Consider the following 19,494-nt stretch of genomic DNA (forward strand, 5'->3'; position numbering starts at 1 on the left):
CCCGGCCACCGGATGGATCGAGGAGATGCGATCTTGAAAGACTTACTGAATCTACTCAAGACCCAGGGCCAAACAGAAGAGTTTGACTCGATTCGTATCGGTCTGGCTTCCCCAGAAATGGTACGTTCCTGGTCTTACGGTGAAGTTAAAAAGCCGGAAACAATCAACTACCGTACGTTCAAGCCTGAACGTGACGGCCTTTTCTGTGCCAAAATCTTTGGCCCGGTTAAAGACTACGAGTGCCTGTGCGGAAAGTACAAGCGACTGAAGCACCGTGGTGTTATCTGCGAAAAATGTGGCGTAGAAGTCGCCCTGGCGAAAGTTCGTCGTGACCGTATGGGCCACATCGAACTGGCCAGCCCTGTTGCCCACATCTGGTTCCTGAAATCCCTGCCATCCCGTATCGGTCTGTTATTGGATATGACCCTGCGTGATATTGAGCGAGTACTGTACTTTGAGTCATACGTTGTTATTGATCCGGGTATGACGACGCTGGAGAAAAACCAGCTGCTCAACGATGAACAGTACTACGAAGCTCTGGAAGAGTTTGGCGACGACTTTGACGCCCGTATGGGTGCAGAGGCCATCAAGGCTCTGCTGGCAGACATCGAGCTGGGTGAGGAAGTGGACATGCTGCGAGAAGAAATTCCGCAGACCAACTCTGAAACCAAACTGAAGAAACTGAGCAAGCGTCTGAAACTCCTGGAAGCTTTCCACAAGTCAGGTAACAACCCTGAGTGGATGATTCTGACCGTTCTGCCAGTTCTACCACCTGATCTGCGTCCTTTGGTACCGCTGGACGGTGGTCGTTTTGCGACGTCCGACCTGAATGACCTTTACCGCCGCGTGATCAACCGTAACAACCGTCTGAAGCGTTTGCTCGACCTTAACGCTCCTGACATCATTGTCCGCAATGAAAAGCGTATGCTGCAGGAATCGGTAGATGCGCTGCTGGATAATGGCCGCCGCGGTCGTGCTATCACCGGTTCCAACAAGCGTCCTCTGAAATCCCTGGCCGACATGATCAAGGGTAAACAGGGCCGCTTCCGTCAGAACCTGCTTGGTAAGCGTGTTGACTACTCTGGCCGTTCTGTTATCACCGTAGGTCCTACCCTGCGTCTGCATCAGTGCGGTCTGCCCAAGAAAATGGCTCTGGAACTGTTTAAACCATTCATCTTCGGCAAGCTGGAAGCCAAAGGTCTGGCGACCACCATCAAAGCTGCCAAGAAGATGGTAGAGCGTGAAACCCCTGAGGTTTGGGACGTTCTGGCTGACGTCATCCGTGAACACCCGGTGATGCTGAACCGTGCACCCACTCTGCACCGTCTTGGTATCCAGGCGTTCGAGCCGGTTCTGATCGAAGGTAAGGCGATTCAACTGCACCCACTGGTGTGTGCGGCTTATAACGCTGACTTCGACGGTGACCAGATGGCGGTACACGTACCACTGACTCTGGAAGCCCAGCTCGAAGCCCGTGCCCTGATGATGTCCACCAACAACATCCTGGCACCTGCAAGTGGCGAGCCTATCATTGTACCTTCCCAGGACGTGGTACTGGGTCTTTACTACATCACCCGTGACCGTATTAACGCCAAGGGTGAAGGCATGGCTTTCGTTGACGTCAACGAAGCCCTGCGTGCCTACCGTACCGGTCATGCTGATCTGCATGCCCGTATCAAGGTACGTGTTTCTGAAAAATACAAAGACGACGATGGCGTAGAGCACAGCAATGCCTTCCTGGCCGATACCACCATTGGTCGTATCCTGTTATGGGAAATCGTACCAGAGGGGCTGCCCTTCGAACTGGTTAACCAGACCATGAAGAAGAAGGCGATATCCCGCCTGCTGAATACCTGCTACCGAAACGTGGGCCTCAAAGAAACGGTTATCTTTGCTGACCAGATGCTGTACATGGGCTTCCATTACGCGACCATCTCCGGTTCTTCTATCGGTGTTAACGACTTCGTTATCCCGGGCGACAAGAGCCGTATCATTAATGACGCAAATGAAGAAGTGCGTGAGATTGAAAACCAGTTTGCTTCCGGTCTGGTGACCCAGGGTGAGAAGTACAACAAGGTGATCGATATCTGGTCCCGTGCCAACGAACTGCTGGCCAAGCGCATGATGGACAACCTGAAGTCCGACACCGTGATTAATCGTCAGGGTGAAGAGGAAGAGCAGGAATCCTTCAACAGCGTTTATATGATGGCTGACTCCGGTGCCCGTGGTAGTGCTGCACAGATTCGTCAGCTGGCCGGTATGCGTGGTCTGATGGCCAAGCCAGATGGCTCCATCATCGAAACGCCTATTACGGCGAACTTCCGTGAAGGTCTGAACGTACTTCAGTACTTCATCTCTACTCACGGTGCCCGTAAAGGTCTGGCAGATACTGCTCTGAAGACAGCGAACTCCGGTTACCTGACCCGTCGTCTGGTAGACGTCGCCCAGGATCTGGTGGTGACTGAAGACGACTGTGGCACAGTACGTGGCCTGCAGATGACTCCGCACATCGAAGGGGGTGAAGTTGTCGAACCTCTGGGTGAGCGTATCCTCGGTCGTGTGGTGGCTGAAGATGTACTCAAACCGGGTGCAGAGAATGAAATCGCTGTGCCCGCCGGCACCCTCATCGACGAAGCCTGGGTTAAGCGTCTGGAGCTGATGAACGTTGACGAAGTCAAGGTTCGTTCTCCAATTACCTGTGAAACCCGCTACGGCATCTGCTCCAAATGTTACGGTCGTGACCTGGGTCGTGGACATCTCGTTAACAAAGGTGAAGCAGTCGGCGTTATCGCTGCCCAGTCCATCGGTGAGCCCGGTACTCAGCTGACCATGCGTACCTTCCACATCGGTGGTGCTGCATCCCGTGCTTCTGCACAGGACAACATCTCTGTTAAGAACAAGGGTACTGCCCGTCTGCTGAACTTGAAGCACGTTGAACGTAAAGACGGTGCTTTGGTGGCAGTGAGCCGTTCCGGTCAGCTGGCCATTGCTGATGAATTCGGTCGTGAGCGTGAGCGTTACAAGCTACCATACGGTGCGGTTCTGTCTGTTAAGGACGGTGTTGATGTAGAAGCCGGTCAGATAGTTGCCAAGTGGGATCCGCACACTCACCCCATTGTGACCGAACTGTCCGGTACCGTTAAGTTCCTGGGCATGGAAGAGGGCATTACCGTCAAGACTCAGACGGATGAACTGACCGGTCTGTCCAACATCGAAGTTCTGGATCCGAAGGATCGTCCTTCTGCCGGTAAGGATATTCGTCCTGCTATCCAGCTGCTGGATGCCAATGGCAAGGAGCTGAAGCTGCCTAACACTGACGTAGCAGCTCAGTACTTCCTGCCTGCAAACGCTCTGGTGAACCTGGCCGATGGCACGACGGTAGAAATCGGTGACGTTGTTGCCCGTATTCCACAGCAGTCCGGCGGTAACAAGGACATCACCGGTGGTCTGCCACGAGTGGCCGACCTGTTTGAAGCCCGTAAGCCAAAAGAACACTCTATTCTTGCGGAAATCACCGGTACCATCGGCTTTGGTAAAGAGACCAAAGGTAAGAAGCGTCTGGTCATCACTCCGAACGACGGCAGCGATCCGTATGAAGAGCTGATTCCCAAGTGGCGTCACCTGAACGTGTTCGAAGGTGAACAGGTGACCAAGGGTGAAGTTATCTCTGACGGTCCTACCAACCCCCACGACATTCTGCGTCTGCTGGGTGTCGGTGAGCTGGCCCGTTACATCGTTAACGAAATCCAGGACGTATACCGTCTGCAGGGCGTTAAGATTAACGATAAGCACATCGAAACCATTCTGCGTCAGATGCTGCGTAAGGTTGAAGTCACTGACACGGGTGATTCTTCGCTGATCCGTGGTGATCAGCTAGAGTTGACGTCCGTTCTGGAAGAGAACGAGAAGCTGGGTGACAAGGATCAGATCCCTGCCAAATACGACAGGGTACTGCTGGGTATCACCAAGGCATCTTTGGCGACCGAGTCCTTCATCTCTGCGGCTTCCTTCCAGGAAACTACAAGAGTACTGACCGAAGCAGCAGTGACCGGTAAGCGTGACTACCTGCGTGGACTGAAGGAAAACGTGGTCGTCGGTCGCCTGATTCCTGCGGGTACAGGTCTGACCTATCACGAAGAACGTCGTAAGGGTCGCGAAGAGCCTGAGTTTGAAGTACCAAGCAAGGTCTCTGCTTCTGAAGTTGAAGCGGCTCTGTCTGAAGCTCTTAACTTCGGCGAGGTGTAACAATAGGCTGACGCCTGTTTTTATACAGTGAGCTAAACAGAAAGGCTGCCTTCGGGTGGCCTTTCTCATTTTTTGGTGTCTGGAAACTGTGATGATTAACACCAGACTAAAACCTGACCGGAAAGAGCGTCAAGCCCAGTACTTCTAGTGCTGGGAAGGATAGCCCGGAGTCCGATAGGACTCCTAATGCGGTCTATCCTGCTGTTCGATGTATTGCTTAAGAACTTCAATCGGCGCACCACCTACGGAACCCGCAAAGTAGCTCGGACTCCATAGAGCATTCTTCATATATGCAGGCTTTATCAGCTCTGGATGATATTGTTTCAGTCTTCGGCTTGAAACACCTTTCAGACTGTTTACCAGTTTTGATACTGCTACTTTTGGTGGATAGTTTACCAGAATGTGTACGTGATCTTGCCCGCCATTAAATTCTTCCAGTTCTACTTCAAAATCAGAACATACGCTTCGGAATATTTTTTCAAGTGTTTTCAGATGTCTGTCTGTAAATACTTTGCCTCTGTACTTTGTGATAAAAATCATGTGTGCATGAAGCATAAAAACGCATCTTCTACCCTTTCTTAATTCCATTAGACCAACCTTGTAAATAGCCATTATGGTCTATATAATAAATCATTATGGATATTCAGACCAAAACACTGTCAGTCAGAGTGAAAGACAAACACGCAAAGGTACTGCGTGAAATGGCTTATGAGGTCAATCAAGTCTTTAATCTGGCTAACGAGCTAACCATGAAAGCCAATGGTCGTACGAGCGACTATGGGCCGGTTAAGCCTGTTTGGTTGTCTGCTTATGATGTCCAGAAGCCCGTTCTTGTTTTCAGGAAAGAGCAAAAGTACTTAATTCCGTCTCACACGGCTCAGGAAGTCTGTGCAAAGCACCATCAAGCTAGAAATCAATTCAAGAAAGCAAAGCTACGTTGGCGCATCAGCTCTGGAAGCAAGCGCTCTCTTGGTTGGATACCTTTCAAAAAAGGCTCTGCAAAGTGGTCTAACGGACAGGTAAGGTTTGCCAGAAAAAGCTTTAACGTCTGGGATAGTTACGGTCTTTCAAAGTATCAATTTCTTGCAGGCAGTTTTTCAGAAGATAGTCGTGGGCGCTGGTACTTCAATGTGGCGGTGCAAACCGAATCAAAACCTGTTACCGAAGGCAAAACCGCTATAGGAATTGATCTTGGGCTGAAAGATGTAGCTACTTGCAGTAACGGCGATCAGCTTGAATCAAAGCAGTTTTATCGTGAGCTGGAAGAAAGGCTTGGTACGGCTCAAAGAGCCAACAAGAAGCAAAGAGTTAAGGCTATTCATGCGAAAATTAAAAATCGCAGAAAAGACCAGATTCATAAATTTACGACACGGCTGGTAAACAACCACGCCGCTATATTCGTAGGCGATGTAAGCAGTACCAAACTGGCAAAAACGAAAATGGCTAAGTCTGTTCTGGATGCTGGTTGGGGAATACTGAAAGATCAACTGAAGTACAAAGCGATGGCGCAGTCAGTTGTGTTCGAGGTCGTCAACGAATCCCACTCCACCCAAACGTGTTCGAGCTGTGGCACTATTCCGTCCAGCAGTCCGAAAGGTAGAACAGGTTTGCGAATAAGAGAATGGACTTGTTCAGAGTGCGGAGCTGGACACCTGCGTGATTTAAATGCAGCAAAGAACATTCTTGCGGCTGGGCATAGCCGTCTCGCTGGAGGAATCCCACTGCTTTAGCTGTGGGAGGATGTCAATGCTCGTAATTGTTGCAAACTAAAATCGGCAGTAGACTCGTAAAAAGTTGTTGGAAAAACAGGAAATACCAATTTAGGCATATTCATAACAAACAAAGATTTTACGCTTAAATCTTTTCTGGTAGTTCTGTGTTGTAATTCAGAAAGAAGTACCCTGATATCGTCAATCATTATATTCAAACCAGTGCTAAAACTAATAGATCTAAATATTTCATGGCTTTGACTTCCTGGAGGCATAACTTTTAACGCTAATTGGTTACTCAAAAGTATAAATTTCTCAGCTGCTTGAATTATTTCAGGGTTTGCATTTACCACTGATACGGATGTTATCAAGTAAAGAAAAAGCGATATTCTTAACTCTTTCATCGTAAACTGCCTTCATCTTGTATCAAATTGTGTCAAGTCAAGGTAGCATTTATTTTGAGAAATATAACAAAAAGGTATCGCCTTTAGTGAAAAATCGCGGGCTGGCCTTACGAAGGATCCCTGACCCTAACACTTCCACAAAAGAATTCCCCTTTGTTTGCAGCCGCTTTGTACCAACAAAAGACGGCACAAAGACGAGAGCCGTCTATTGATGGATGTCCAGCCTTTTACTCCAAAGTCTTGAAGCGGAAGTTCGTAAGCAGGTTCATGGGGGTATAACCTCCGATAGATAACTGACTAAAGGCAACTGAAAGACTCGCTGAACATTTAAGAGACATCAACAAACGCATGATGTAGTCTACGGTGTCAAGCTTGATGCTCTTGAGGAGTTGCTGTGGCGGGAAATAATTTTACAAAATTTATTGGTCGGAAAGGCAGGGTTTATAACGCTCGCTGGGAGGCGGCATTTGACCGTATCCTCACGCCTTTTGAAGAATTTATCCATCGTCAAACGACCAGCGGCATCCTTCTGATGATCTGCGCTGTCATCGCTTTGGTGATCGCGAACAGTAATCTGTCTCCCCTCTATGAACAGATTCTGAAAACCTATGCCGGTATTTCTATCGGTGAAGGCGGCCTGAAGATGTCTATTCACCATTGGGTCAATGATGGTCTGATGGCTTTTTTCTTTTTCCACGTCGGTCTCGAACTCAAACGTGAGTTTCTTGTCGGTGAGCTTTCCGACCTCAAACATGCCGTATTGCCTATCATGGCTGCGATTGGGGGTATGGTAGTGCCCGCACTGATCTATGCCAGCATCAACCCGACAGGTGTTGCCGCAGACGGTTGGGGCATTCCGATGGCAACGGATATTGCCTTTGCTGTTGGTACCTGTGCACTTCTGGGTGGCCGTGTTCCTAAAAGTCTGATTACCTTCCTCGTGGCTTTGGCCATTGTGGATGACCTGGGAGCTATTGCGATCATTGCTGTTTTCTACACCAACGAAATCAATCAGGTGGCTTTGCTGTGGGCTGCTGGATTCACTGCCTTTTTGTGGGTGATGAATGCTTTTGGTATTCGTAATCCACTGCCTTATCTCCTGGTGGGTGGTGGCCTCTGGTTGCAGCTGTACGAAGCCGGTATTCATGCGACATTGGCTGGCGTTATTACCGCTTTTGCCATTCCGGCTAAACCCAAATACGATCCTGTTGCATTCAGTGACCAGATAAAAAATCTGATTCGGCGATTTGATGGTAGTTACCGTCCTGGTGAGGACGTTTTGCGTAATGAAAAAATGCGTGCTTACGTCCGGGCGCTTGGAAATGGTACTCGCCTGGCAGAAGCTCCACTGCAGAGAATCGAAACCAGCCTGCACTTACCGGTGACTTATATCGTCATTCCCATTTTTGCCCTGGCCAATGCCGGTATTCCCTTTGATGTTTTTTCCGGGGATACCGAGATTTTCAATAACGTCACCTTGGGTGTCACTCTGGGTCTGGTGTTAGGTAAGTTAATTGGTATTGCAGGTGCCACCTGGATAGGCTGGAAGCTGGGATGGGGTGACTTGCCTCATGAATGTAACTTCCTGCATATTGTGGGCGTTGCCTTTCTGGGCGGAATCGGTTTCACCATGTCGATCTTCATATCAGAACTGGCATTTGCTGGCAGCCCCAATGATTTAGTACTGGCCAAAGCAGGGGTTCTGATTGCGTCCCTGATAGCCGGTATTGCTGGCTTTATCTGTTTGACTAAAGCTTCTCCCAAGGCCGTTGAAAAGAATACTGTTGAGCAGGCTTAAGCTCAGATTATTCATCTCTGAATATTAATAACCCGGAGCTTGCTCCGGGTTTGTGATTTTGGTTAGCTTTTCTGCTCATTCTCGTTCTCATGTCGAGGAGGCTGTCAAAACAGAGAATGCCGCACTTTTGGCGCAGCCTCAGAGTGTTGGTGCGAGACAACTTTGTCTCTATGTCATAGTTGTCATTAAACAGTCATTTGCAACCGTTATAAAAAGCCCTGATCAAATTGAATAAAATCAGGAACCTCAATGGAACTGAAACTTACTCGCAACGCTATCACTCTGGCAGCTCCCTTTATTTTGGCTGGCTGTTCAATGGTTCAGGAAAATGCTGAAGTTTCCCATCCCACCATGGAGCCGATCGGTCGATATGCTTCTGGCAGTTACCATAAAGGTGCCGCAGAGATTGTGGCCTGGCATAAAGCCAGTCAGTCTATCTATGTTGTCAACGCCCTTGATAAAACCATAGATATTCTCAGTGGCAAATCCCTCAAGGGGCAGCCACTTGCTAATCCGACCATGGATTCCAATATTCTCAAAATTGGCAAGATCAATCTTGAGTCCAGTATTGATGGCATGAAGCTGGGCACCGCTAACAGCGTTTCTGTTCATGGCGATCTTTTGGCTGTTGCTGTTGAAAATAGCGACAAACAAAAGAAAGGCGTTGTCATTGTTTATAAGCTCGATACCGAAGGTGGTGCCGTATTCAGTGATTATAAATTGGTAGGGGCGCTGCCTGATATGGTGACCTTTACACCGGATGGAAAATACCTGCTGACAGCAAACGAAGGTGAACCTTCATCAGATTACAAAGATGACCCGGAAGGTTCGGTCAGCGTTGTCAAGGTGACTTCTGAAGGCAAACTGGAAGAACCACGTCATGCTACTTTCACTGCTTTCAACAAAGGCTACTCCAGAAACAGTGAATTGCCGAAAGATGTCAGGGTTTTTGGTCGTGATGCCTCTGTGGCTCAGGACCTTGAGCCTGAGTACATAGCCGTTTCTGCTGATTCCGGAACTGCTTACGTTTCTCTGCAGGAAAACAATGCCCTGGCACTCGTTGATATTGCCAATGCGCGAATTGATTCTATTGTTCCCCTTGGCTATAAGGATTATGGCCAATTTGCGATGGATGCCAGCAATAAAGATGGTGGTGTGAATCTTCAGAAATGGAGCGGTGTCTACGGTATGTATCAGCCAGATACCATTGCTACCTATTCGGTCGAAGGTAAAACCTATGTTGTGACAGCCAACGAAGGTGATGCCAGAGATTATTGGTACACAACTGCTTCTGAAGATCAGTGCCTGGCTTCAGGTGGTTTGAAATACGATAACGAAGACGGTTGCCTGGGGTTCACAGAAGAGGTTCGTACCAAGAAGGTTGAGGTCGCCCGGGAGCATCCTAATGCTGAGGCAGCCAAAGATAAGAAAAAGCTTGCTCGCCTGAAAATTACCAACACACTGGGTGATACGGATAACGATGGCCAGTTTGAAGAACTTTACTCCTATGGCGCTCGCTCATTTTCTATCTGGAACGAAGCGGGTGAGCTGGTTTATGACTCGGGTAGTGACTTTGAAGAAGTGACAGCAGCCGTACTGGGTAAACATTTCAACAATAATGACGAGGAAACCAAAGGCGATAACCGCAGTGATGATAAAGGCCCTGAGCCAGAGGCACTGGCCGTGGGTGAGATTGATGGACGTCAATATGCGTTTATTGGCCTGGAGCGAACCGGTGGTGTCCTGATGTACGACGTGACTGATCCAGCAGAAGCTGAGTTTGTCCGCTATGTCTACAACCGTGACTTTTCTGTTGATACTGACAAAGAGCCAGAAAAAGCAGGCGATGTGTCTCCCGAAGGGATGAAGTTTGTCGAGGCTTCTGAAAGTCCAACTGGAAAGCCTTTATTGATTATCGGTCATGAAGTCTCTGGTTCTACGCTGGTTTACCAGATCGATTGATTAGATGTTCCTTTCAGTCGACTATTTTTGGCTTTGTTTTAAACGGACTGAGGGTTGCCGTAGGATTTCTGGCAACCCTTTTTCAAACGGAAGGTCTGTTTAAATGACAGAAATTTTTTCGACCTCAATTTCGGTGGTTTCAAAAGCACCGCTTTCGACTTCACCCAGAATGTTAACTTTGGTCTTTTCATTAATCTGCACGTCAGGCATGTCTCTGGACTCAATCTCTACCTGAATGCTGTCTTTACCATCTGAAAAGGTGTAGGTCTCATCGTCGATTTTATTGGTCAGGTAACCGGTCAGTTCTACCCGGGAGTCATCAACCGGGTTTTCGATGATGGTGGCAATATCATTGATGGTGGGTGTGCTATTGGGGCCGGTGTATTCAGCCATTGCGTTGCCAGTGGTCAGAGCAATCGTTGAAGCAGCAAGGAAAGCAGACAGTGTTGGATTCATGGTTTGAGTCTCCGGTTTTCTATCGATATAGGTATCTGTTTAAAAGATGGGCGTAGCATAATCGAAGGCAGGTAACCGGAAGATGAGTGAATCATTAAACTTTTTTCATAAAAGAAAAAACGGCGGTTTCAGGGACCGAGTTTCCAAGTCGTAACCGGAAGTTGATAGTGCTCCAAAACCTGCTGTAAGCGATCCCAGTATTCATGGTCGGATGGTTTTCTCAGAATCAACACAATTCCCGCCTGTTTTCTGGTCAGCATTCCATAGGCCAGGGACTGGCCGATGGCTTCAGGCCATTTGTTGGCAAAATCCATTTCAATGGCATGACTTTCAGTCATGCAATCAACACGTCTCCCATCATCCAGCCTGACTTCAACTTCGCCACCTTTACCTTCGCACCAGACCTTCTGATACCAGAGCTCGGGTTCCGATGCCCAGGAATGATTGCTAAGCAGATGAGATGAAAGAATCGCAAGAAGACGAAGCAGGGTCGATAACATGTGCTCAATCCTTTGAGTCAATGTTTCAACGCTACCTGTGACAACAGCTCGCTGCAACACTTATTTGATCCCTGGGCTATGCATAGCTTCTGCGTATGTCCGCTCGCAATAGGCTGGCTGTAGCCTTTTAGGTTGAAGCCTCGACAAGGCTGGAAGTGTCAGAAGTCTAAGTATTCATAGGGAACTAAAACCAAATATAAATATCTAAGGTTGTAAGTAACGGAAAATATAATAGGAGACCTTTAATATGAACAGTCTTAACGGTGTTAAAAGCGCAATATGTCAAGATACAAATCGTTGTGAAAGCATCACTCTAAATTGTGGACATGCTTTTGGTCGACCATGCATGCAGGGAGGGCTGGAAGAACATAACCAAATAAACTGCCATCTCTGTCGAGAACAATTATCTGATGATGATATAGAGGTAGAAAAAATTCCAATGCAGGAACGCGTGGTAACTATTTCGAAAAACACTATTAAATTTATTTCTCAGACTGCTTACACGTTTGCTCACTCAATTCCCTCGTTTCTTATTGGGGCTGCTGGCGGGGCTACCGCAGTTGCAACTGCAGTCGTTGCAGATGAAGGCTATGCTGAGCCTCGCGCTGCTCTCTTGGGTGGTGGTGCTGTCGGCGTTTTCATTGCTACTCAGATGCGTGAATTGACTGTCAGTGCTTATACTGGTTTTGCTAGTGGTATTGCTGCTGGTATTGCTGCTGGTCTTGCTACTTGTGCCTTTGTGGGAAGCTCCGCAGCTTTCAGTTTAGGTGCCGTGTCTGTTGTCGGAGTTGCTGCCAATTATCTTGTAAAAAATCATTAAAATGATTTGCTGAGCTATTTTGAGGCATATTCTACTAGCTGATTCCTCAATCACTGTCGTGGTTGATGCTGCGTATGATGCGGTATTTTACATGCTCGCCCGAAAGCGTACTGGTGGTAGAGTGAGTTAAAAGTCTAAGTATTCATAGGGAACTAAAACCAAATATAAATATCTAAGGTTGTAAGTAACGGAAAATATAATAGGAGACCTTTAATATGAACAGTCTTAACGGTGTTAAAAGCGCAATATGTCAAGATACAAATCGTTGTGAAAGCATCACTCTAAATTGTGGACATGCTTTTGGTCGACCATGCATGCAGGGAGGGCTGGAAGAACATAATCAAATAAACTGCCATCTCTGTCGAGAACAATTATCTGATGAGGATATAGAGGTAGAAAAAATTCCATTGCAGGAACGCGTGGTAACTATTTCGAAAAACACTATTAAATTTATTTCTCAGACTGCTTACACGTTTGCTCACTCAATTCCCTCGTTTCTTATTGGGGCTGCTGGCGGGGCTGCCGCAGTTGCAACTGCAGTCGTTGCAGATGAAGGCTATGCTGAGCCTCGCGCTGCTCTCTTGGGTGGTGGTGCTGTCGGCGTTTTCATGGCTACTCAGATGCGTGAAATGAGTGTCAGTGTTGCTACAGGTATTGCTACTGGTGCTGCTACTGGTCTTGCTATTTGTGCCTTTATCGGAAGCACCGGAGCTCTCTGTTTAGGCGCCGTGTCTGTTGTCGGAGTTGCTGCCAATTATCTTGTAAAAAATCATTAAAATGATTTGCTGAGCTATTTTGAGGCATATTCTACTAGCTGATTCCTCAATCACTGTCGTGGTTGATGCTGCGTATGATGCGGTATTTTACATGCTCGCCCGAAAGCGTACTGGTGGTAGAGTGAGTTAAAAGTCTAAGTATTCATAGGGAACTAAAACCAAATATAAATATCTAAGGTTGTAAGTAACGGAAAATATAATAGGAGACCTTCGATATGGACAGTCTTAACGGTGTTAATGGTGTTGAATGCACACTATGTCAAGATTCAGGTAGATGTGAAAGCATCACTCTACATTGTGGACATGCTTATGGTAGATCATGCATGCGGGTAAGTTTGGAAAAATATAACCAAACAAACTGCCATCTCTGTCGAAAGCAACTGAATGATGATGATATAAAAGAGATAAAAAAAATTCCATTGCAGGAACGCGTGGTAACTATTTCGAAAAAAACTATTAAGTTTATCTGTCAGGTTGTTTGTACTTATGCTCCCTCGTTTGCTCCTTCGACTTTTGCAGGGTTTGCTGCCGGAGCTACCGGAGTTGCTGGTGCCGGAGTTGCTGGTGCCGGGTTAGCTGCTGGGTCCCTCGTTAGAGTGCTGTCTTTATCTGTTGTAACGGTTGTCTGGGGTGCCCACTTTTGTAAAAAGACGGACGGTTTCGCTAGCGGTGTTGCCAGCGGTGCTGCTATCGGTTTTGCTTTGGGAAATTTCGAAGCTGTTTCTATGGCTGCCGTGTCTATTGTCGGGACTACTGCCAACGCTGCTGGTAATTATCTCGTAAGAAACGATTAAAGAATGTTTTGCCGAGCTATTTTCGGGCATACACCCCTGACTATCCCCTCGAAATAAAACATCAAGGGAAGAGCCATTGCCTGTTTTCAACAATGGCTTGGAAACAATAGCTTGGAAACAATGGCGCGGAGGAAAATAGGGTTAAAAGATGACACCCTTGATGTCGTCGTCTTTGCGATCCAGGTAGTGGATAGATTTTATACGACGGATCGTACGGGATTTTCCACGAATCACCAGTGTTTCTGTTTCCGCAATGTTGCCTTTGCGGGCAATACCTTCCAACAGATCACCCTTGGTAATGCCGGTGGCTGAAAACACCACGTTGTCAGAGCTGGCCATATCATCCAGACGCAACAGGTTGCCGGGCTCAATGCCCATCTCTTTACAACGGCTGCGCTCAATGTCACCGGCAGCCTTATTCTCAGGTGTATCGCCCTTGGCTTGATCACGAGTCATCAGGCGACCCTGCATGTCGCCACCCAATGCACGAATCACGGCTGCCGATACAACACCTTCTGGTGCACCGCCGATGCAGTACATCATGTCGACTTCACTGTCAGGCATACAGGTCAGGATAGAAGCGGCTACGTCACCGTCGGGAATGGCAAAAACTTTTACACCCATTTTTTGCATCATCGCAATAGCACTGTCGTGACGAGGCTTGGACAGAGTGATCACGGTCAGGTTTTCTATGGGTTTGTGCAGCGCTTTGGCGACATTGTGGATGTTCTCTTTAAGACCCAGCTTCAGGTCGATGGCGTTTTTTGCACCGGGGCCTGCAACCAGTTTTTCCATGTACATGTCGGGTGCTTTCAGGAAAGAGCCTTTCTCGCCGGCGGCCAGAACAGCCACGGCATTGTTCTGTCCCATTGCGGTCATGCGGGTACCTTCAATAGGATCAACGGCAATATCAATGCTCTCGCCCTGACCTCTGCCAACTTTTTCGCCGATATAAAGCATGGGGGCTTCGTCGATTTCGCCTTCACCAATGACAATCTCGCCATCTATCTCAACCTTGTTGAGCATGGCTCTCATAGCCTCAACCGCTGCGCCGTCCGCCGCATTCTTATCGCCTCTGCCAAGCCATTTATAGCCAGCCAGTGCTGCCGCTTCGGTCACACGTGAGAATTCAATCGCCAGTTCGCGTTTCATGTTAATCCTGAAAGTGATCTAGGGTATGGGCGGGACTTTAGCACAACTCGGTGACCCAGAGTGAACCGCAACAGGCAAGATTTTACCCCCGCGAGTTTTCTCTTTTATTCGAATTGTGTTATCCACAGGCTTGACGCCATTTCCTGCATTCCGTAAAATTTCGCCGCTTTATATTGCCCCTAGCTGTATTTTCAGGGGTTGGTAGATGCCGGTTTTTACGCCGGCTTTTGCCGTTGAAGCAAAGAATCTTCTGCGCACTCCTCTGACGCAGCAGATTCTTACTCACTTAGAAACGACTGGAGTTCGCCAATGGCAACAATTAACCAGCTGGTTCGCAAGCCTCGTAAGCGTAAGGTCAAAAAGACCGACGTTCCTGCGCTGCAGGCCTGCCCACAGCGTCGCGGTGTATGCACCCGTGTTTACACTACTACTCCCAAGAAGCCAAACTCTGCGCTGCGTAAAGTTTGTCGTGTGCGTCTGACCAACGGCTTCGAAGTGACTTCCTACATCGGTGGTGAAGGTCATAACCTGCAAGAGCACAGTGTTGTTCTGATCCGTGGCGGTCGGGTAAAAGACTTGCCAGGTGTTCGTTACCACACCGTTCGCGGTAGCCTGGATACCCAGGGTGTTAACGACCGTAAGCAGGGCCGTTCCAAGTACGGTACCAAAAAGCCTAAGTCTTGAACTAGTAGCTTGAAACTAGTGTCTAGAGACTAGACTTGAGAACGCTCATTAGAGCAAGCATTTAAACAGTAGGTTGATAAGAGTAAGGTCAGGAGTTTTCCTGAGCTACCTGAAGGCCGAAAAGAGGGCTTATCAATGCCAAGAAGACGCGTAGTCGCCAAGCGCGAAGTACTGCCAGATCCAAAGTTTCATAACAAGACGCTGGCAAAATTCATTAACCATGTGATGGTTTCCGGTAAGAAATCTGTTGCCGAGAAAATCGTCTATGGCGCACTGGACAAAGTTCAGGAGCGTACCAGCAAGGACCCTCTGGAGCAGTTTGAAAAAGCGCTCGAGTCCATCGCTCCTGTGGTAGAAGTTAAGTCCCGCCGTGTCGGTGGTGCTACCTATCAGGTACCTGTAGAAGTTCGTCCAAGCCGTCGCACGGCCCTGGCTATGCGTTGGCTGGTAGACGCTGCGCGCAAGCGTGGTGAGAAGTCCATGGATCTTCGCCTGGCCGGCGAACTGATGGATGCTGCCGAGAACAAGGGTGCTGCTGTCAAGAAGCGTGAAGACGTGCATCGCATGGCTGAAGCTAACAAAGCGTTCTCTCACTACCGTTTCTAAGTATCAGAGGATTGAGTCGTGGCCCGTAAAACCCCTATTGACCGCTATCGCAATATTGGTATTTGTGCCCATGTTGACGCGGGTAAGACAACGACCACTGAGCGTGTCCTGTTCTACACTGGTCTGAGCCACAAAATTGGTGAGGTGCACGATGGTGCGGCTACCATGGACTGGATGGAGCAGGAGCAGGAGCGTGGTATTACCATCACTTCTGCGGCTACCACCTGCTTCTGGCGTGGTATGGATGCTCAGTTTGATGAGCATCGTGTCAACATCATCGACACCCCCGGACACGTTGACTTCACCATCGAAGTTGAGCGTTCCCTGCGGGTACTGGATGGCGCTGTTGTTGTTCTGTGTGGTTCCTCCGGTGTTCAGCCTCAGACTGAAACTGTATGGCGCCAGGCTGACAAGTACGAAGTACCGCGCATGGTCTTCGTCAACAAGATGGACCGTACCGGTGCTAACTACCAGATGGTAGTCGACCAGCTGCGTGATCGTCTGAACGCTAATGCCGTTCCCATGCAGATGACCATTGGTTCTGAAGACGAGTTCAAGGGTGTTGTCGATCTGGTTAAGATGAAGGCGATCATCTGGAACGAAGCGGACCAGGGCATGACCTTCGCCTACGAAGACATTCCTGCTGAGATGGCCGATGTGTGTGCCGAAATGCACGAGTACATGGTCGAAGCCGCTGCCGAGGCTACTGAAGAGCTGATGGAGAAGTACCTGGAAGAAGGTGAACTCTCTGAGGAAGAAATCAAGGCCGGTATCCGTGCTCGCACCCTGGCTAACGAAATTATTCCGGTATTCGGCGGTTCCGCATTCAAGAACAAGGGTGTACAGGCCGTTCTGGATGCCGTCATCGAATACATGCCTTCTCCGAAAGAAGTTAAGGCCATTGAAGGTATCCTGGACGACGGTAAAGACACGGTTGAAACCCGTGAAGCTGACGACAATGCTCCGTTTTCTGCGTTGGCGTTCAAAATTGCTACCGACCCATTCGTGGGCACCCTGACCTTCATTCGTAGCTACTCCGGTACCCTGAATTCCGGCGACACCGTTTACAACCCTGTCAAGGGCAAGCGTGAGCGTGTGGGTCGTATGGTTCAGATGCACTCTAATAACCGTGAAGAACTCAAAGAGTGTCTGGCGGGTGATATCGTTGCTCTGATCGGCATGAAGGACGTAACCACGGGTGACACTCTGTGCGCCATGGACAGCGTTATTACTCTGGAGCGCATGGAGTTCCCGGAACCGGTAATCTCTGTTGCGGTTGAGCCTAAGACCAAGGCCGACCAGGAGAAGATGGGTATCGCTCTGGGTAAACTGGCTCAGGAAGATCCTTCTTTCCGTGTTCACACCGACGAAGAGAGTGGTCAGACCATCATCTCCGGTATGGGTGAGCTGCATCTGGACATCATCGTTGACCGTATGCGTCGCGAGTTCAAGGTTGAAGCTAACATTGGTAAGCCTCAGGTTGCTTATCGTGAGAAGCTGAAAGCCACCGTTGACGCTAACCACAAATTTGCCAAGCAGTCTGGTGGTCGTGGTCAGTACGGTCACGTTGTGATCGAGTTCTCTCCGGCTGAAGAAGGTGAAGAAGGTCTTCAGTTCGTCAACGAGATTGTTGGTGGTGTTATTCCCAAGGAATACATCCCGGCTGTTCAGAAGGGTCTGGAAGAGCAGATGCAGAACGGTGTTATCGCCGGCTACCCTCTGCTGGGTCTGAAAGCTCGTCTGTATGATGGTTCTTACCACGATGTTGACTCCAACGAAATGGCGTTTAAAATCGCTGCTTCTCAATGTCTGAAGAAATACGCGCCACAGGCTAACCCTGTTCTGATGGAGCCCATGATGAAAGTTGAGGTGGTGACACCTGAAGACTACATGGGTGACGTTATGGGTGACCTGAACCGTCGTCGCGGTATTGTTCAGGGTATGGAAGACACACCTTCCGGTAAGGTCATTAACGCTCAGGTGCCACTGGGTGAAATGTTCGGCTACGCCACAGATCTGCGTTCAGCAACTCAGGGGCGTGCTACATACTCGATGGAATTCAGCGAGTATGCCGAAGCTCCCGCCAGCATTGCTGAAGCGGTCATTAAAAATCAGGGTTAATAGTGTATGTGCGGTGTTCTAACAGACATAAAGGGCTGTTAGAATGCTGTACCGAGAATCACTACCCCCCGAACCATTGATATCTATCTAAGGGTCAAGAGAAATGGCTAAGGAAAAATTTGAACGTTCGAAGCCGCACGTAAATGTCGGCACCATCGGTCACGTTGACCACGGTAAAACTACTCTGACGGCTGCACTGACTCGCGTATGTGCAGAAGTATGGGGTGGCGAAGCTAAAGACTTCTCTCAGATCGATAACGCTCCTGAAGAGCGTGAGCGTGGTATTACCATCTCTACTGCTCACGTAGAGTACGACTCTCCTAGCCGTCACTACGCTCACGTAGACTGCCCAGGACACGCCGACTACGTTAAGAACATGATCACCGGTGCTGCCCAGATGGACGGCGCTATCCTGGTATGTTCCGCTGCTGACGGCCCCATGCCTCAGACTCGTGAGCACATCCTGCTGTCTCGTCAGGTTGGCGTACCTTACATCGTGGTATTCCTGAACAAAGCTGACATGGTAGACGACGAAGAGCTGCTGGAACTGGTTGAAATGGAAGTTCGTGAGCTGCTGGACACTTACGAGTTCCCAGGTGACGACACTCCAATCATCACTGGTTCTGCCCTGATGGCTCTGGAAGGTAAAGACGACAACGAAATGGGTACTTCCGCCGTTAAGAAGCTGGTTGAAACCCTGGACGAATACATCCCCGAGCCAGAGCGTGCTATCGATCAGCCGTTCCTGATGCCTATCGAGGACGTATTCTCTATCGCTGGTCGTGGTACTGTAGTCACTGGTCGTGTTGAGCGTGGTATCATCACTGTTGGTGAAGAAGTTGAAATCATTGGTATCAAAGAGACTACCAAGACGACTGTTACCGGTGTTGAAATGTTCCGTAAGCTGCTGGACGAAGGTCGTGCAGGTGAGAACATTGGTGCGCTGCTGCGTGGTACCAAGCGTGAAGAAGTTGAGCGTGGTCAGTGTCTGATCAAGCCAGGAACTGTAACGCCTCACACCAAGTTCGAAGCAGAAGTTTACATTCTGTCCAAGGACGAAGGTGGTCGTCACACTCCATTCTTCAAGGGCTATCGTCCTCAGTTCTACTTCCGTACCACTGACGTGACCGGTGCTGTAGAACTGCCAGAAGGCGTTGAAATGGTGATGCCAGGTGACAACATTAACTTCGTAGCTACCCTGATCGCTCCAGTAGCGATGGAAGACGGTCTGCGCTTCGCTATCCGTGAAGGTGGTCGTACTGTAGGTGCTGGTGTTGTTGCCAAGATCATCGAGTGATACTGAATCACTGGTAATCTAGACCACCCTATAAAAACCCCGGATTTTTTCCGGGGTTTTTTTTGTCTGTAAGTATTTAAACGACATCATATTTCCAACTCCGGGAGTAATTGATAAGGCATAGATAAAAGGGTTTCATTTGATTGAAACATAGCCAGTGTACGGTGGTG

The 19,494-nt window shown here is 48.7% G+C and carries 16 protein-coding genes; 11 read left to right on the forward strand and 5 right to left on the reverse strand.

Annotation, left to right across the window (positions count from 1 at the left end):
- Positions 1 to 33 precede the first annotated feature (33 nt).
- Positions 34 to 4,245, forward strand: coding sequence for a DNA-directed RNA polymerase subunit beta' (gene rpoC, locus KBW69_RS10565; protein ID WP_257255184.1), 4,212 nt, complete (start codon positions 34 to 36; stop codon positions 4,243 to 4,245).
- 183 nt (positions 4,246 to 4,428) lie between these two features.
- Here rpoC and tnpA read toward each other — a convergent pair whose 3' ends face one another.
- Positions 4,429 to 4,833, reverse strand: a complete 405-nt coding sequence (tnpA, locus tag KBW69_RS10570; protein WP_257280850.1) for an IS200/IS605 family transposase — start codon at positions 4,831 to 4,833, stop codon at positions 4,429 to 4,431.
- Positions 4,834 to 4,880: 47 nt separating this feature from the next.
- On the opposite strand from tnpA, the gene KBW69_RS10575 reads away from it, so the two are divergent.
- Entirely contained in the window at positions 4,881 to 5,975 is a 1,095-nt protein-coding gene (locus KBW69_RS10575; protein WP_257280851.1) for a transposase, read from the forward strand.
- Here the strand turns inward: KBW69_RS10575 and KBW69_RS10580 are convergent.
- On the reverse strand, positions 5,972 to 6,358 hold the full coding sequence (locus tag KBW69_RS10580) for a hypothetical protein (RefSeq protein ID WP_257255185.1): 387 nt from the start codon (positions 6,356 to 6,358) through the stop codon (positions 5,972 to 5,974). The genes KBW69_RS10575 and KBW69_RS10580 overlap by 4 nt on opposite strands.
- 394 nt (positions 6,359 to 6,752) lie before the next feature.
- Between KBW69_RS10580 and nhaA the strand changes: the two genes are divergently transcribed.
- A complete protein-coding gene (gene nhaA, locus KBW69_RS10585) occupies positions 6,753 to 8,156 on the forward strand; it encodes a Na+/H+ antiporter NhaA (protein WP_257255186.1) in 1,404 nt (467 codons plus the stop codon).
- 249 nt (positions 8,157 to 8,405) lie between these two features.
- Positions 8,406 to 10,118, forward strand: coding sequence for a choice-of-anchor I family protein (locus tag KBW69_RS10590; RefSeq protein WP_257280852.1), 1,713 nt, complete (start codon positions 8,406 to 8,408; stop codon positions 10,116 to 10,118).
- A 99-nt stretch (positions 10,119 to 10,217) separates the two neighbouring features.
- Here KBW69_RS10590 and KBW69_RS10595 read toward each other — a convergent pair whose 3' ends face one another.
- Positions 10,218 to 10,574, reverse strand: coding sequence for a YgiW/YdeI family stress tolerance OB fold protein (locus KBW69_RS10595; protein ID WP_257255188.1), 357 nt, complete (start codon positions 10,572 to 10,574; stop codon positions 10,218 to 10,220).
- Between the two features lie 128 nt (positions 10,575 to 10,702).
- Positions 10,703 to 11,074 carry a hypothetical protein gene (locus KBW69_RS10600; RefSeq protein ID WP_257255189.1) on the reverse strand — a complete coding sequence of 124 codons (372 nt, stop codon included), beginning with the start codon at positions 11,072 to 11,074 and terminating at the stop codon, positions 10,703 to 10,705.
- Between the two features lie 247 nt (positions 11,075 to 11,321).
- Here KBW69_RS10600 and KBW69_RS10605 point away from each other — a divergent pair, with 247 nt between their 5' ends.
- The 3 genes from KBW69_RS10605 to KBW69_RS10615 all read left to right on the forward strand — a co-directional run bounded on the left by KBW69_RS10605 (position 11,322) and on the right by KBW69_RS10615 (position 13,464).
- A complete protein-coding gene (locus KBW69_RS10605) occupies positions 11,322 to 11,894 on the forward strand; it encodes an RING-H2 finger protein (RefSeq protein WP_257280853.1) in 573 nt (190 codons plus the stop codon).
- A 215-nt stretch (positions 11,895 to 12,109) separates the two neighbouring features.
- Positions 12,110 to 12,670, forward strand: a complete 561-nt coding sequence (locus tag KBW69_RS10610; RefSeq protein ID WP_257280854.1) for an RING-H2 finger protein — start codon at positions 12,110 to 12,112, stop codon at positions 12,668 to 12,670.
- A 215-nt stretch (positions 12,671 to 12,885) separates the two neighbouring features.
- Positions 12,886 to 13,464 (forward strand): hypothetical protein, encoded by a 579-nt coding sequence (locus KBW69_RS10615; RefSeq protein WP_257280855.1) that lies wholly within the window; start codon positions 12,886 to 12,888, stop codon positions 13,462 to 13,464.
- A gap of 141 nt (positions 13,465 to 13,605) precedes the next feature.
- Here the strand turns inward: KBW69_RS10615 and glpX are convergent, their stop codons facing one another.
- A complete protein-coding gene (glpX, locus tag KBW69_RS10620) occupies positions 13,606 to 14,616 on the reverse strand; it encodes a class II fructose-bisphosphatase (RefSeq protein ID WP_257280856.1) in 1,011 nt (336 codons plus the stop codon).
- Positions 14,617 to 14,925: 309 nt separating this feature from the next.
- Between glpX and rpsL the strand changes: the two genes are divergently transcribed.
- The 4 genes from rpsL to tuf all read left to right on the forward strand — a co-directional run bounded on the left by rpsL (position 14,926) and on the right by tuf (position 19,324).
- Positions 14,926 to 15,300 (forward strand): 30S ribosomal protein S12, encoded by a 375-nt coding sequence (rpsL, locus tag KBW69_RS10625; protein WP_034841716.1) that lies wholly within the window; start codon positions 14,926 to 14,928, stop codon positions 15,298 to 15,300.
- A 135-nt stretch (positions 15,301 to 15,435) separates the two neighbouring features.
- A complete protein-coding gene (gene rpsG, locus KBW69_RS10630; protein ID WP_252177337.1) occupies positions 15,436 to 15,906 on the forward strand; it encodes a 30S ribosomal protein S7 in 471 nt (156 codons plus the stop codon).
- 18 nt (positions 15,907 to 15,924) lie between these two features.
- On the forward strand, positions 15,925 to 18,027 hold the full coding sequence (fusA, locus tag KBW69_RS10635) for an elongation factor G (RefSeq protein ID WP_257254329.1): 2,103 nt from the start codon (positions 15,925 to 15,927) through the stop codon (positions 18,025 to 18,027).
- A 103-nt stretch (positions 18,028 to 18,130) separates the two neighbouring features.
- Positions 18,131 to 19,324 carry an elongation factor Tu gene (gene tuf / locus KBW69_RS10640; protein ID WP_257254328.1) on the forward strand — a complete coding sequence of 398 codons (1,194 nt, stop codon included), beginning with the start codon at positions 18,131 to 18,133 and terminating at the stop codon, positions 19,322 to 19,324.
- Positions 19,325 to 19,494 lie beyond the last annotated feature (170 nt).

The organism is Endozoicomonas sp. ISHI1, assembly GCF_024606225.1.
Classification (GTDB): Bacteria; Pseudomonadota; Gammaproteobacteria; order Pseudomonadales; family Endozoicomonadaceae; genus Endozoicomonas_A.

What these genes read in the sequence shown, in the direction of transcription:
- rpsL (WP_034841716.1), top strand. Translation starts at nt 14,926, where the DNA reads ATGGCAACAATTAACCAGCTGGTTCGCAAGCCTCGTAAGCGTAAGGTC.
- KBW69_RS10610 (WP_257280854.1), top strand. Translation starts at nt 12,110, where the DNA reads ATGAACAGTCTTAACGGTGTTAAAAGCGCAATATGTCAAGATACAAAT.
- tuf (WP_257254328.1), top strand. Translation starts at nt 18,131, where the DNA reads ATGGCTAAGGAAAAATTTGAACGTTCGAAGCCGCACGTAAATGTCGGC.
- KBW69_RS10600 (WP_257255189.1), bottom strand. Translation starts at nt 11,074, where the DNA reads ATGTTATCGACCCTGCTTCGTCTTCTTGCGATTCTTTCATCTCATCTG.
- KBW69_RS10575 (WP_257280851.1), top strand. Translation starts at nt 4,881, where the DNA reads ATGGATATTCAGACCAAAACACTGTCAGTCAGAGTGAAAGACAAACAC.
- glpX (WP_257280856.1), bottom strand. Translation starts at nt 14,616, where the DNA reads ATGAAACGCGAACTGGCGATTGAATTCTCACGTGTGACCGAAGCGGCA.
- KBW69_RS10615 (WP_257280855.1), top strand. Translation starts at nt 12,886, where the DNA reads ATGGACAGTCTTAACGGTGTTAATGGTGTTGAATGCACACTATGTCAA.
- KBW69_RS10580 (WP_257255185.1), bottom strand. Translation starts at nt 6,358, where the DNA reads ATGAAAGAGTTAAGAATATCGCTTTTTCTTTACTTGATAACATCCGTA.
- KBW69_RS10605 (WP_257280853.1), top strand. Translation starts at nt 11,322, where the DNA reads ATGAACAGTCTTAACGGTGTTAAAAGCGCAATATGTCAAGATACAAAT.
- KBW69_RS10590 (WP_257280852.1), top strand. Translation starts at nt 8,406, where the DNA reads ATGGAACTGAAACTTACTCGCAACGCTATCACTCTGGCAGCTCCCTTT.
- rpsG (WP_252177337.1), top strand. Translation starts at nt 15,436, where the DNA reads ATGCCAAGAAGACGCGTAGTCGCCAAGCGCGAAGTACTGCCAGATCCA.
- tnpA (WP_257280850.1), bottom strand. Translation starts at nt 4,833, where the DNA reads ATGGAATTAAGAAAGGGTAGAAGATGCGTTTTTATGCTTCATGCACAC.
- KBW69_RS10595 (WP_257255188.1), bottom strand. Translation starts at nt 10,574, where the DNA reads ATGAATCCAACACTGTCTGCTTTCCTTGCTGCTTCAACGATTGCTCTG.